The sequence below is a fragment of the Vreelandella songnenensis genome (genome assembly GCF_003002925.1).
GTDB lineage: Bacteria > Pseudomonadota > Gammaproteobacteria > Pseudomonadales > Halomonadaceae > Vreelandella > Vreelandella songnenensis.
Genome location: NZ_PVTK01000009.1, coordinates 76,185 through 89,335 on the forward strand (window position 1 = coordinate 76,185; position 13,151 = coordinate 89,335).

General features: G+C 59.4%; 13 protein-coding genes. All 13 read right to left on the reverse strand.

The genetic code is table 11. The annotated features are described in order from the left end of the window. Positions 1-5 precede the first annotated feature (5 nt). Positions 6-773 (reverse strand): acyl-ACP--UDP-N-acetylglucosamine O-acyltransferase, encoded by a 768-nt coding sequence (gene lpxA, locus B0H98_RS14150; RefSeq protein ID WP_106375715.1) that lies wholly within the window; start codon positions 771-773, stop codon positions 6-8. Next, positions 770-1,213, reverse strand: coding sequence for a 3-hydroxyacyl-ACP dehydratase FabZ (fabZ, locus tag B0H98_RS14155; protein WP_106375814.1), 444 nt, complete (start codon positions 1,211-1,213; stop codon positions 770-772). The genes lpxA and fabZ overlap by 4 nt, the downstream gene beginning before the upstream one ends. A 134-nt stretch (positions 1,214-1,347) precedes the next feature. Beyond that, positions 1,348-2,385, reverse strand: a complete 1,038-nt coding sequence (gene lpxD, locus B0H98_RS14160) for a UDP-3-O-(3-hydroxymyristoyl)glucosamine N-acyltransferase (RefSeq protein ID WP_106375815.1) — start codon at positions 2,383-2,385, stop codon at positions 1,348-1,350. A gap of 56 nt (positions 2,386-2,441) precedes the next feature. Continuing rightward, positions 2,442-2,948: an OmpH/Skp family outer membrane protein gene (locus B0H98_RS14165; RefSeq protein ID WP_106375716.1), complete on the reverse strand. Its 507-nt coding sequence runs from the start codon at positions 2,946-2,948 to the stop codon at positions 2,442-2,444. Positions 2,949-3,007: 59 nt separating this feature from the next. Continuing rightward, the gene (gene bamA / locus B0H98_RS14170; protein ID WP_422822157.1) at positions 3,008-5,359 is read right to left on the reverse strand and encodes an outer membrane protein assembly factor BamA; all 2,352 of its coding nucleotides are present in this window, start codon (positions 5,357-5,359) and stop codon (positions 3,008-3,010) included. Positions 5,360-5,459: 100 nt separating this feature from the next. Then, complete coding sequence (gene rseP, locus B0H98_RS14175; RefSeq protein WP_106375717.1) at positions 5,460-6,818, reverse strand: RIP metalloprotease RseP; 1,359 nt, start codon at positions 6,816-6,818, stop codon at positions 5,460-5,462. 96 nt (positions 6,819-6,914) lie between these two features. After that, a complete protein-coding gene (gene ispC / locus B0H98_RS14180; RefSeq protein WP_106375718.1) occupies positions 6,915-8,114 on the reverse strand; it encodes a 1-deoxy-D-xylulose-5-phosphate reductoisomerase in 1,200 nt (399 codons plus the stop codon). Further along, positions 8,111-8,932, reverse strand: a complete 822-nt coding sequence (locus B0H98_RS14185; protein ID WP_106375719.1) for a phosphatidate cytidylyltransferase — start codon at positions 8,930-8,932, stop codon at positions 8,111-8,113. The genes ispC and B0H98_RS14185 overlap by 4 nt, the downstream gene beginning before the upstream one ends. Beyond that, positions 8,925-9,716 (reverse strand): polyprenyl diphosphate synthase, encoded by a 792-nt coding sequence (uppS, locus tag B0H98_RS14190; RefSeq protein WP_106375720.1) that lies wholly within the window; start codon positions 9,714-9,716, stop codon positions 8,925-8,927. The genes B0H98_RS14185 and uppS overlap by 8 nt, the downstream gene beginning before the upstream one ends. Positions 9,717-9,802: 86 nt before the next feature. Further along, positions 9,803-10,360, reverse strand: a complete 558-nt coding sequence (gene frr / locus B0H98_RS14195) for a ribosome recycling factor (RefSeq protein WP_106375721.1) — start codon at positions 10,358-10,360, stop codon at positions 9,803-9,805. A gap of 1 nt (position 10,361) precedes the next feature. Next, complete coding sequence (gene pyrH / locus B0H98_RS14200) at positions 10,362-11,138, reverse strand: UMP kinase (RefSeq protein WP_106375722.1); 777 nt, start codon at positions 11,136-11,138, stop codon at positions 10,362-10,364. A 121-nt stretch (positions 11,139-11,259) separates the two neighbouring features. Continuing rightward, the gene (gene tsf, locus B0H98_RS14205) at positions 11,260-12,129 is read right to left on the reverse strand and encodes a translation elongation factor Ts (RefSeq protein ID WP_106375723.1); all 870 of its coding nucleotides are present in this window, start codon (positions 12,127-12,129) and stop codon (positions 11,260-11,262) included. A gap of 218 nt (positions 12,130-12,347) precedes the next feature. Continuing rightward, complete coding sequence (gene rpsB, locus B0H98_RS14210; RefSeq protein ID WP_106375724.1) at positions 12,348-13,097, reverse strand: 30S ribosomal protein S2; 750 nt, start codon at positions 13,095-13,097, stop codon at positions 12,348-12,350. Positions 13,098-13,151 lie beyond the last annotated feature (54 nt).

Genomic DNA, 13,151 nt, shown 5'->3' on the forward strand with positions numbered 1-13,151 from the left:
CACGCCTAGCGGATGATGCCGCGAGTTGAACGCTCGATGGAAGCGGCAAAGTGGCCCACTTCTTCCAGGTCAAAACGCGCGCGCATCTCTTCAAGCGCCTGCTCAACGGTCAGACCCTGACGATAGACCATCTTGTAGGCGGCGCTCAGCGCATTGATGGCCTCACGACTGAAGCCGCGCCGCTTGAGACCGACCAGGTTGAGGCCCCGCGCTTCTGCGGGATTGCCGTTGATCATGATGTAGGCAGGCGTATCCTTGGTGATGATCGAGCCGCCGCCGGCCATGGCGTGATCGCCAAAATGGCAGAACTGGTGCACGGCGGACAGCCCGCCGAGAATGGCGTGATCACCCAGCGTGACATGGCCTGCAAGCGTGACCTGATTGGCCAGGATGCAGTCGTTGCCGATCACGCAATCGTGACCGACATGAACATAGGCCATGAACAGGTTGCGCGAACCGATAGTGGTTTCACCGCGATCCTGAACGGTGCCGCGATGCAGCGTGACGCCTTCGCGCACCACGTTGTCATCTCCCATTACCAGGCGAGTCGGTTCACCGGCGTACTTCTTGTCCTGGCAATCCTCGCCAACGGAGGCAAACTGGAAAATACGCGTGCGCTTGCCAAGCACCGTGGGGCCTTTGACCACCACGTGCGGACCAATGACGGAGCCTTCGCCGATCGTGACGTCTGGCCCGATGACGCTAAAGGGGCCAACTTCGACGTCATCGGCAAGCCGGGCTGCCGGGTCGATCAGTGCAGTAGGGTGTATCAAGCAACCTTCCTCTCGGCACAGATGATTTCTGCTTCGCAGGCCAGCTCACCGTCAACGGTGGCGCGACAGGCGAACTTCCAGATACCGCGCTTGCCGCGAATCACGTTGGCTTCCAGCGTCAGCTGGTCGCCCGGCATGACCGGGCGCTTGAAGCGAACGTTGTCGCTGCCTACCAGGTAGTAGACGTAGCCGTCGGCGGGCAGCTTGTTGACCGTCTTGAAACCCAGAATACCGCACACCTGGGCCAGCGCTTCCACGACCAGCACGCCGGGCATGATCGGATGATGAGGGAAATGCCCGTTGAAGAAAGGCTCGTTGATGCTAACGTTTTTAAACGCAACGATGGATTCACCTACGGTCAATTGCGTTACTCGATCCACCAGCAAGAACGGATAGCGGTGGGGCAAGTATTCGCGAATTTCGTTAATATCCATAACCATCGTAACGACCTCAAAAATGAAAAACGCCTGATAGTCATCAGGCAAATACCAGCGCCCCGGCTGGTTAAAAGGCAGGGAATTATAACCCGTGGCGATAACGCCTCAAGCTACCTACCCAGCAAATAATGTGACCTTTATGTATCACCCGTGTTTTTTTCCAGCCGCGACAAGCGCTTGGCAATATCGTCAAGCTGTTTAAAACGTACCGCATTTTTACGCCACTGGGTGTTGCCCATGGCGCCGGTGCCTGACGAGTACACCCCAGGCTTGTGAATCGAGTTGGTAACCAGGCTCATGCCGGTTACCTGCACGCCATCACACAACGTCAGATGCCCGGAAAGCCCCACGCCGCCGCCCAGCATGCAGTGCTTGCCCACCTTGGTCGAGCCGGCAATTCCCACGCATCCCGCCAGCGCGCTATGCGCACCTATCGTCACGTTATGGGCAATCTGGACTTGGCTGTCGATCTTGACGTCATCACCGATCACGGTATCGCCAAGCGCGCCCCGGTCAATGCTCGAACAGCTGCCGACTTCCACGTCATCACCCAGCACCACGCCGCCCAGCTGGGCGATCTTGTGCCAGCCTTCACCATCGTGAGCAAACCCGAAACCATCGCCACCAATCACGCAACCGCTTTGCAGAATGGCCCGCTTGCCGATCACGACGCCATGGCACACGGTGACGTTGGCATGCAGCCGTGTGCGCTCACCAATGATGCAGTCGGCACCAATCACGCTGCCCGCACCTACCACGACGTCATCGCCCAGGGTCACGCCCTCTTCCACCACGGCATGCGCCTGAATGGAGACGTTCTTGCCCAGGGTAACGCCGGGTGCCACTACGGCGGTGGAATGAATGCCGGGCTTGTCACGCGCGGGAAGCGGGTCGAATAACTGCGAGAGATGGGCATAACCCAGATAGGGGTTTTCGATCTCAAGGCGCGGCACCGGGCAGTGCTTGGCGTGCTCTGGGTGAAGCAGCACGGCGGCCGCCTGGGTCGTGGCCAGATCCTTCAGATAGGCCCGGTTCGCCAGAAAGGCCACCTGGTCCGGCGTGGCCTCCTTGAGCGTTGCCAGGCCGCGGATAGGTTGGTCTGCATCACCTTCGAAGGTGATGTCCAGATGGCGAGCGATGTCCGCAAGAGTGAGATGGTCAGGTGCGTGCGTCATGGGAGCCCAGGAAACAGTGGTGCGGCAGCGCCGCACCGGCATTCATTGAGAATTAGTTACATTGAATCAAAGATTTGCGTAACCTCTTCGGTCACGTTGGGCAAATCCATTGACGAGTGGAGCACGCCTTGCGGCTCAACCAGCACGTCGATGTTGTGGCGCGCGAGCACCTGTTCGACCGCCTGCTCAAGCTTCGACTCGGCGCTTTCCAGGAACTGCTGCTCTGAGCGCTGCTGCGCCTGAATCACTTCACGGCGCAGTTGCTCAAAGCGGCTACCCTTCTGCTGAAGCTCGGCAATCAGCGAGTCGCGCTCGGACTGCGCCATGGACTGCCCATCGCGCTGCAAACGTTCCTGCAGCTGCTGCAACTCGTTCCCCAGGCTCTGGGCTTCCTGCTGCTGGCTGCCGATCTGGCCTTCCAGCTGGCTTAGCGAGGATTGGGCGGACTGGGTATTCATCAGTGCGGCACGCCAGTCGAGCACGGCCACTTCTGCAGCCTGGGCGGCATGAACCGGTAACACCATAACACCGAAAAGGCACACCGCCGCTGTCAGTTTACGCATCAAGTCAACTCCTTGTCATTCAGGCTGGAGCGCACTTTCAGATGCGCTCGCTGGCAATATTAGAACGTTTGTCCCAGAGAGAACTGGAAGAACTGCGTATCATCGCCGCTTTCATCATTGAGCGGCTCGGCGATGCTGAAGGTCAGCGGGCCCACCGGTGTCAGCCAGGACAGACCAACGCCCACACTATACCGCAAGTCGCCCAGGTCTACCCCGGAGCTGCAGCGCTGACGCCCCTGGTCCTCTTCCAGCACATCGTAGCAGGAGCTCAGGAAGGTGTTACCCGCATCCACGAACAGCGAAGGCTGTACCGAGCGCTGATTCTCGACAAACGGCATCGGGAAGATGATTTCTGCGCTGCCTTCTACCTGGACGTTACCCCCCAGCGTACGGTCACGACCGCCCTCGACGGCAGGCGTGGTGCGCTGGCCCAGCGTATTGGAGGTAAAGCCACGTACCGAGCCCAGACCACCCGAGTAGAAGTTCTCGTAGAAGGGGTAAGGATCGCTCGAGTTCAGCGTATTGGCGTAGCCCAGGTTTCCGCTGAATTTCAGCGCCCAGGTTTCGTCGTCATTGATCGGGAACAGCTGCTGGGCACGCGCGCGCAGCTTGTAGTACTCGGCATCGCTGCCCGGCACGCCGGTTTCAAGCGAAAGACGCTGATAGTTACCAGCGGTAGGCATCACACCCCGGTTCAGGTTGTTGCGCGTCCAGCTGGCGGTCAGCTTGAGAGCCTGGGCATCTTCGCCTTCGTCATCGACGTAGCGGCGAATTTCCGAGGCCGTATCGTTATAGGTTTTTACCGAGATATCTTCAATGCTCGCCCCGAAGTTGAGCCTTGAGAGTTCGCTGATCGGGTAGCCAAAGTTGATACCCGCGCCGTAGGCATCCGTCGAGTAGGTCGAGATATCCGAGTCGGCGTAGTCGGTTTCGCGGTAGAACACGTTATAGCCGCGGGAAATGCCGTCAAGTGTCCAGTAAGGATCGGTAAAGGCAAAGTTGACGCTGGTGAAGGTATCACTGCGCTGGGCGCCGATATTCACGCGGTTACCCGTACCCAGGAAGTTGTTCTGGGCAAGGCCCACGCCGTAGATCACGCCGGCACTTTGCGAGAAGCCCACGCTTGCCGAAACCGAGCCTGAGGGCTGCTCTTCGACGTTATAGGTCACGTCCAACTGGTCGGGCTGGCCCGGCACCTGCTGGGTATCCACTTCGACCTGGCTGAAGAAGCCCAGGCGCTCCAGGCGCTGGCGCGACTGGGTAATCGACTCGGTAGACGCCGGGGCGCCTTCCATCTGGATCATTTCACGACGCAGCACTTCGTCCTGGGTCGTGGTGTTGCCGAAGAACTCGATCCGGCGCACGTAGGTACGCTGGCCCGGGTCGACGGCAATGACCAGATCGACGGTCTCACCATCGTCGGCCATTTCCGGGATGCCCTGAATATCGGCAAAGGCAAACCCTTCAGCGCCCAGGCGCAGACGCAGCGCTTCGGTCGACGCATTGACCTGTCCACGCGAGAAGATATCGCCGCTCTTGATTTCCAGAAGCTCGCGCGCTTCGCTTTCACTGATCTGCAGATCGCCGGCAAAGCGCACGTTGCCCACGCGGTACTGATTGCCCTCGTCGATATTGAGCGTCACGAAGATCTCGGACTTCTCAGGGCCGATGGACACCTGCGTGGAGGTCACGTCAAAGTTGACGTAGCCGCGGTCAAGGTAGAAAGAGCGCAGCCGCTCGATATCGCCGGAAAGCGCCTCGCGCGAGTACTCATCGCTTGAGAACCAGCCGAAGAAGCGTCCGGGGCGGTCGTTCAGCTCGAATACTTCGCGCAGCGTTTCATCGTCAAAGTCTTCATTACCCACGATGTTGATCTGGCGGATCTTGGCCACTTCGCCTTCGTTGATATTGATGTTGACCTGAACGCGGCCTTCGTCGATCTGCTCGACATCGGTCGAGATACGCGCGCTGTAGCGGCCCTGGGACTGATAGACGCCTTCCAGCTCGCGCTGAATTTCTTCAAGGGTGGAAAGCTGTAACACCTGGCCTTCGGAGAGACCGGACTGGCGCAGACCGTTGCGCAGGTCTTCTTCCTTGAGCTGCTTGTTGCCGGTAAGGTTCAGGCGGGCGATGGTCGGGCGCTCCACGACCTGAATCACCAGGACATCGCCTTCACGGGCAAGGGATACGTCTTCAAACAGGCCGGTGGCAAAGAGATCGCGGGCGGCAGACGCTAGCTGCTGTTCGCTAACGCGGTCGTTAGCACTGACAGGAAACGCATTGAAGACCGAGGCGGCGGATACCCGCTGTAGTCCTTCCACCCGAATGTCCGAAACATCAAAGGATTGTGCCTGGGCGCCGCCGGCAGCCGCCAGCAAGAGTGCCGCCATTCCAAGGGTCTTGATTTTCATGCAGTCAGTTCGCTCGCGTTGGTCTGCCTATCGTTCCAGATAGGCACCATATACATTTGTGCAGGCAGATGACAAGGCATCCTGCGCGCTACACGCGTCATTACCAAAGGCGCATCAGATCGAAATACAGGGCCATCGCCATCAAGCCACCTACCATGGCAAGCCCGATGCGCAGCCCAATTGCCTGGGTTTGTTCAGAAACCGGCCGCCCACGCACGATTTCTAAAAAATAGTAAAGTAAATGTCCACCATCGAGCACCGGAATAGGCAGAAGGTTGAGCACTCCGAGGCTGATGGAGAGATAGGCCAGAAAGCCGACAAACGCTTCAACGCCTGCCCGGGCCGAATCACCGGAAATCTGGGCTATCGTGATCGGCCCGGACAAGTTGGAGGGCGAGATCAGCCCCACCAGCATCTTGCGAATCGCATCAACGGTCAACACTACCATATTGCCGGTACGCGAAAGCGCCTGGCCTACTGCTTCAATCGGCCCATAGCGAATTTCACGCTGCATCGATTCGGGCCAGGAAACCGGCTCGACGCCTGCTCCAATGTACCCAACCTCGCCGCCACTCTCCAGCGCCGTGCTGCCGGGTGTCAACGAAAGCTCACCCTGCTGGTCACCGCGCTGATAGGCCACACTCAGCGTTTCACCTGCGCTGCGCCGGATCATGGTGACAAACTGCATCCAGTCCTCCACCGGCGTGGCGTCAATCGCCATAATACGGTCGCCTGGCTGCAGGCCAGCATTGGCCGCCGCTTCACCCTCGACCACCTGGCCCAATACGGCCGGGAACTCGGGTTGCCAGGGCGCCATGCCGAGTGTTTCCAGCGGCTGCGGCGGGTCCTGACGGGTCAGGTAATTATCGACCTCAAGGGCGTAGCTGCGTTCACTGCTGCTGCCTTCGGGCAGGGCATTGATGGTGAGCGTGCCGCTGAAGCCGATCATGGAAACCAGCTTCAGATTGATCTCTTCCCAGGAGCGCACCGGATCGTTCTGGATGGCGGTGATTTCATCGCCATGGGCAAGACCTGCTTCGGCAGCCGGTGAATCGGGCAGAACGTCACCCACCATCGGAATGATCGTGGTCGTGCCGGAGACGAACAGCGCCCAGTAGGCAACGATGGCGAGCAGGAAGTTGGCCAGCGGGCCAGCGGCAACAATCGCAATACGCCGCCAGACACTCTTGCGGTTAAAGGCCTGATCGAGCTGGTCATCGGGCACCGGCGCTTCGCGCTCGTCTAGCATCTTGACGTAGCCGCCCAGCGGAATGGCCGCCACGGCGTACTCCGTTCCCTGACGATCCACGGTTGACCACAGCGGCTTGCCGAAGCCCACGGAGAAGCGCAGCACCTTGACGCCGCAGCGCCGTGCCACCCAGAAGTGCCCAAACTCGTGGAAGGTGACCAGAAGCCCCAGCACGACGATGACCGCTAAAACGTTTTGTAACAGGCCCACACTGTACTCCTTGGCACCATACCTACCAGCCGCCGATGCTCAAGCGACCAACTCTGTACCCATTAATTCTGTACCCATTAACGCTGTATCCAGCGCTCATGACCGCGAATGCCTGCCTAGCTGCTCTACCGCCTGCTGACGCGCCCACTGATCCGCCGCCAGAACATTCTCGATGGTGTCTGCGTTACCCGCGTAGGGCAGCGCCAGCACCTGGGCCACGACCTTGGCGATCGCCTCGAAGCCCAGGGTACCGGCCAGAAACGCCTCGACCGCTATCTCGTTGGCCGCATTGAGAATGGCCGGCGCCGCACCGCCTGTCTGCATGGCCTCTCGGGCCAGGCGCAGGCAGGGAAAACGCGCCTCATCCGGCGCCTCGAAATCCAGCCGGGCTACCTGAAACAGATCCAGCGTTTCCACCCCGGCATCGATACGCTCAGGCCACGCCAGTCCGTAGGCAATCGGCGTACGCATATCCGGATTACCCAACTGGGCGATGACCGAGCCGTCGGTGTAAGCCGCCATGGAGTGAATCACACTCTGTGGATGCACTACCACCTGAATTTGTTCGGGCGTGGCATCAAACAGCCAGCACGCCTCGATCAGTTCCAGCCCCTTGTTCATCAGCGTGGCGCTGTCGACCGAAATCTTGCGCCCCATCGACCAGTTGGGATGCGCGCAGGCCTGATCCGGCGTGACCTTGGCAATCTCCTCTGCGCCCCAGGTCCGAAACGGGCCGCCCGAGGCAGTCAGCAGAAGCTGGCGAACGCCGTAACGCTCAAGCCCACCGCGATGGACCGCCGGCAGGCACTGGTAGATGGCATTATGCTCGGAATCAATCGGCAGCAGCGTAGCACCAGCGCGCTCGACAGCCTGCATGAACAGCGCGCCGCTCATCACCAGCGCTTCCTTGTTGGCCAGCAGCACACGCTTGCCGGCTTCTGCCGCGGCCAGCGCAGGCATCAGGCCGGCAGCACCTACAATCGCGGCCATCACGGCGTCAACGCACGCCTCGCGAGCCACCTGACAGAGCGCCTCGTGGCCTGCGCGCACCGCTGTTGACTGGCCGGCGCCTTCAAGCGCCCGGCGCAGCCATTCAGCGTCGGCGTCGCTATCGAGGACGGCGACTTGGGGGTGGTGCGCCAGGCATTGATCGAGAAGTGCTTCTTTCGAAGTGTGCGCAGTCAATGCATAAACCCGATAGCGCTCGGGGTGGCGGGCAATCACATCCAGCGTACTGACACCAATGGAGCCCGTCGAGCCGAGTACGGTAACCCACTGACGGGGCAAAGCACTCATAGCGGCGCTACCTGTGCCTGAAGCACCAGCAGGTAAAGCAGCGCAAACAGCGGGATGGCGGCGGTAAGGCTATCGATACGATCCAGCACCCCGCCGTGGCCCGGCAGAAGCTGGCTTGAGTCCTTGATGTCCCGGTAACGCTTGAGCATGCTTTCGAGCAGATCGCCCAGCACCGAGGTAAGCGTGACCACGGCCGTCATGACCACCAGGGTGATACCGCCGGTGAAGCCCAGCGACTGCCAAAAGGCAAAGATAACCGCCAGCAGCGTGGTCGCCACCAGCCCACCGATCACGCCCTCCCAGGACTTGCCGGGGCTGACGCGCGGCGCGAGCTTGCGCTTGCCAAAGCGGCGGCCGGCAAAATAGGCGCCGATATCCGCCGACCACACCAGCAGCAGCACGAACAGCAACCATACCGCGCCGCTTTCGCGCAGGATATTGAACCCGACCCAGCAGGGCAGCAGCACCCAAAGCCCCATCGCCAGCCGGCGTGACGTTGCCTGCCACTGAGCCCCCTTCTCCGGGTACTGGGTGACCCAGAAAAGATTAAGCAGCCAGCCAAGGGCGGCGCACCACAAGGGCCACACGGCAAACGCGGCGCCGCTAAGCCACATCAGCAGCATGATGACGCCAAGCGCGGCCACCAGCTGGATACGCGAGGCTTGGCGCATGACGCCGGAAAGATTCGTCCACTCCCAGGCGCCAAGCAGCACCATGACAGCGGTAAAAAGCGCAAATGCGCCGCCTTGCAAGCCAAACAGGCCAGCCAGCACCAGCGGTGCCAGCCAGGCTGCGGTGATAATCCGCTGTCTAAGCACCTTGCGCCTCTATTTGTTGGTCGGTCATACCAAAGCGCCGGCGTCGCTTGCAGAAATCGTTTAGCGCAACGTCCAGGGCTTCGGCGCCGAAATCGGGCCAGAGTAAGGGCGAGAAATGCAGCTCGGCATAGGCCAACTGCCACAGCATGAAGTTGGAAAGCCGCTGCTCGCCGCTTGTTCGAATACACAGATCAATGGGCGGCACGTTGCTGCTGCCCATTGCTTCATCAAAGCAGGTTTCATCGATCTCGTCAGGTTTGAGCTCGCCCCGGGCTACCTGTTCGGCCAGCGTTTGCGCTGCCCGGGCGATATCCCACTGCCCGCCATAGTTGGCGGCAATCACCAGATGCATGCCGGTATTGTTGGCGGTCAGTGCCTCTGCACGATGAATATACTTTTGAATCGCATGAGAAAAGCCGCGCTGTTCGCCAATGATCGACAGCCGGATATTGCGGTCGTTGAGCTTCTTGACTTCGCGCTTGAGCGCCATCAGGAAAAGCTCCATCAGCGCGTTGACTTCAGCCGCGGGGCGTCGCCAGTTTTCGCTTGAAAAGGCAAACAGGCTCAGGGTCTTTACCTGGCGTTCGGCGGCGCGCTGAATCACCGCTCTGACGGCTTCGACACCCGCGCGGTGACCGCGTACGCCGGATAGCCCACGGGCGCGGGCCCAGCGGTTATTGCCGTCCATGATGATGGCAACGTGCGACGGCATGACTTCCCCTGCGGTGAGAGGTGGCGTGCTGGCGTCGCTCGGCTGTTCTTCGGGAAGCTGCGGTGACGTCATGGGGTCTCGCACAAAAGCTCAGTCATAATAAAGCCATAGGCCCAGCGGGCAGCCTGGCTGCCCGCTGCTAAGTAAAAACAGGCGGTTTATACCTGCATCAGATCCTGTTCTTTTGCGACAAGCGCCTTGTCGATCTCGGCGATATATTTGTCGGTCAGCTTCTGGATTTCATCTTCACCCTGGCGCTGATCATCTTCGGTGATCTCTTTTTCCTTGAGCAGGTCCTTGAAGTCACCGTTGGCGTCGCGACGCACGTTGCGTACGGCCACGCGAGCGTGCTCAGCCTCAGAGCGCGCCTGCTTGATGTAGCCCTTGCGCGTCTCTTCGGTCAGCATGGGCATGGGTACGCGAATGACGTTACCGGCGCTTGACGGGTTCAGACCGAGATCGGCGATCATGATGGCCTTTTCGATCTTCGGCACCATGCTCTGCTCCCAGGGTGCCACGGCAAGCGTGCGCGCATCTTCAACGTTCACTGACGCGACCTGGTTCAGCGGCACCTGGCCACCGTAGTACTCAACGGTCACCGCATCCAGAATGCTGGGATGCGCGCGTCCGGTACGAATCTTGTTGAAGTTGCTTCCCAGCGCTTCAACGCTTTTTTTCATGCGAGATTCAGCATCTTTCTTGATATCGTCGATCACGTTATAACCCTCTGTCTATCAGCGTGCCTTCCTTGCCCCCTACTACCAGATTCAGCAGGGCACCAGGCTTGTTCATATCAAATACCCGCACCGGCATATTATGGTCACGTACCAGGCAGATAGCGGTCAAATCCATGATACCCAGTTTCTGATCCAGGGCATCATCGTAGGAGAGCTGGTCATATTTTACCGCGTCGGCATGCTTGACCGGGTCCTTGTCGTAGACACCATCGACCTTGGTGGCCTTGATGACAACGTCAACATCGACTTCGATGCCGCGCAGACAGGCGGCGGAGTCGGTGGTGAAGAAAGGATTGCCCGTGCCTGCCGAAAACAGTACCACGTCTCCCGACGTCAGATAACGGATGGCGGTACGGCGGTCGTAATGCTCGACCACGCCGCTCATGGGAATCGCTGACATGACCCGTGAGCGTATATTGGAACGCTCGAGGGCATCACGCATGGCAAGTGCATTCATCACGGTTGCCAGCATTCCCATGTGATCGCCGGTCACCCGATCCATTCCGGCCTCGTTCAGGGCAGCGCCACGGAACAGATTGCCACCTCCGATCACGATGCCTACCTGAACGCCGATGCCTACCAGCTGGCCGATTTCCAGCGCCATGCGGTCCAGCACTTTCGGGTCGATACCAAAATCGTGCTCGCCCATCAGCGCTTCGCCGGAAAGCTTCAGCAGAATACGCTTGTACTTTGACTTGGACTTGCCAATCTGGCTTCCGGCAGCAAGGGGGGTGGGCTCTTGAATATCACGTGACATGGCATCTCTCCTGAGGCAGACCTGGACACAGGTGGGCGAAGCGGCCCCAGGTTTAGCAGGGGCCGGATACACGAAGGCGTGCGCTTACGCGCACGCCATCTTCTGACTGAAACGTCTGACCTTAACGACGGCCAGCCTGTTCCATAACTTCCTTGGCGAAGTCGACTTCTTCTTTCTCGATACCTTCACCCACGACAAAGCGTGTGAAGCTGACCACTTCACCACCGGCTGCCTTGACGAACTCGGCAACGGTCTGGTTCGGGTCTTTAACGAACGGCTGCTCGGTCAGGCTGTTTTCCGCCAGGTACTTCTTCAGACGGCCTTGAACCATCTTCTCAGCGATCTGCTCGGGCTTGCCCGCCATGTCCGGCTGCGCCAGGATGATGGCTTTTTCTTCATCCAGCTGCTCCTGCGGCATCTCTTCAGGATGCGCAACCGCCGGATTGATGGCTGCCACGTGCATGGCAACGTCCTTGGCCGCTTCTGAAGTACCACCTTTCAGAACGGTCAGAACGCCGATGCGGCCGCCGTGGACGTATTCGCCCACCAGACCACCTTCGACCGCGTTGACAACAACGGCACGACGCACGCCGATGTTCTCGCCGATCTTCTGAACCAGCTGCTCGCGCGTGGATTCCAGATCGCCGGCCATGACGGACGCCACGTCTTCGCTTTTGGCAGCAAAGAAGGCATCGACAATCTTTTTGGAGAAGGCAATGAAGTTATCATCGCGAGCAACGAAGTCGGTCTCGGAGTTGATTTCAACCATTACACCGTAGCTGCCGTCTTCGGCAACACGCGTAACCACCGCGCCTTCAGCGGCGGTGCGATCGGCTTTCTTCGCGGCTTTTAGGCCCGAGCTCTTGCGCAGGTTTTCGATCGCGACGTCGATATCGCCGTCGGCTTCGGTGAGTGCTTTTTTACACTCCATCATGCCGAGACCGGTACGTTCGCGCAGTTCCTTGACCTGAGAGGCGCTGATAGCTGCCATGAGAATTCACCTCGGAAATGGTTCTATGAGAGTTAAACGCCCTACAGAGTATAGGCATGACAGATGACCATCATGTATCACTCCGAAGGCCGCTTGCCGGCATACATTGCCCGGCGCAATCGGCCCGCCAGGATGGGTTCATCCCAAGCGGGAAAAAGGGGGCACAGGCCCCCTCTTGTCACGATGCGGCCCAACTGCCCGCCGCATCCACTGCAACCTTACTCGGCAGCAGCGTCAGTCTCGGCGGAAGCAGCCTCGTCGGTCACTTCAACAAACTCGTCCGGACGACCTTCTTTGGCGCGACCACACGCGTCGGCAATGGCCTTCACGTAGATCTGGATAGCGCGAATGGAGTCATCGTTACCCGGGATCACGTAATCAACGCCATCCGGGTTTGAGTTGGTATCAACCACGCCAATGACCGGGATACCCAGCTTGTTGGCTTCGTTGATCGCGATGCGCTCGTGGTCAACGTCGATCACGAACAGTGCGTCCGGCAGGCCGCCCATGTTCTTGATACCACCGATAGAACGCTCGAGCTTCTCTTGCTCGCGAGTCGCCATCAAGACTTCTTTCTTGGTCAGCTTCTCGAACGTGCCGTCTTCGCGCATGGTTTCAAGATCACGCAGACGCTTGATGGACTGGCGGATGGTCTTGAAGTTAGTCAGCATGCCGCCCAACCAGCGATGGTTGACGAACGGCTGATTAACGCGATTCGCTTCTTCTTTGATGATCTTGCTAGCGCTGCGTTTGGTGCCAACAAACAGGATCTTGTTGTTGGATGCCGACATCTTCTCGACCACGTCGATCGCTTCGTTCAGCGCCGGCAGGGTGTGTTCGAGGTTGATGATGTGAATCTTGTTGCGCGCGCCGAAGATGAATTTGCCCATCTTCGGGTTCCAGTATTTGGTCTGGTGACCGAAGTGAGCGCCTGCTTTGAGCAGGTCACGCATATTGACGTGAGACATGGTAAAACTCCTGAAACTCGGGTTAGGCCTCCACGCACCCCATGGATCCGACCG

Coding starts and splice junctions, on each gene's coding strand:
- fabZ (WP_106375814.1), bottom strand. CDS start 1,213: ATGGTTATGGATATTAACGAAATTCGCGAATACTTGCCCCACCGCTAT.
- lpxD (WP_106375815.1), bottom strand. CDS start 2,385: ATGACGCACGCACCTGACCATCTCACTCTTGCGGACATCGCTCGCCAT.
- B0H98_RS14165 (WP_106375716.1), bottom strand. CDS start 2,948: ATGCGTAAACTGACAGCGGCGGTGTGCCTTTTCGGTGTTATGGTGTTA.
- bamA (WP_422822157.1), bottom strand. CDS start 5,359: ATGAAAATCAAGACCCTTGGAATGGCGGCACTCTTGCTGGCGGCTGCC.
- ispC (WP_106375718.1), bottom strand. CDS start 8,114: ATGAGTGCTTTGCCCCGTCAGTGGGTTACCGTACTCGGCTCGACGGGC.
- uppS (WP_106375720.1), bottom strand. CDS start 9,716: ATGACGTCACCGCAGCTTCCCGAAGAACAGCCGAGCGACGCCAGCACG.
- pyrH (WP_106375722.1), bottom strand. CDS start 11,138: ATGTCACGTGATATTCAAGAGCCCACCCCCCTTGCTGCCGGAAGCCAG.
- tsf (WP_106375723.1), bottom strand. CDS start 12,129: ATGGCAGCTATCAGCGCCTCTCAGGTCAAGGAACTGCGCGAACGTACC.
- rpsB (WP_106375724.1), bottom strand. CDS start 13,097: ATGTCTCACGTCAATATGCGTGACCTGCTCAAAGCAGGCGCTCACTTC.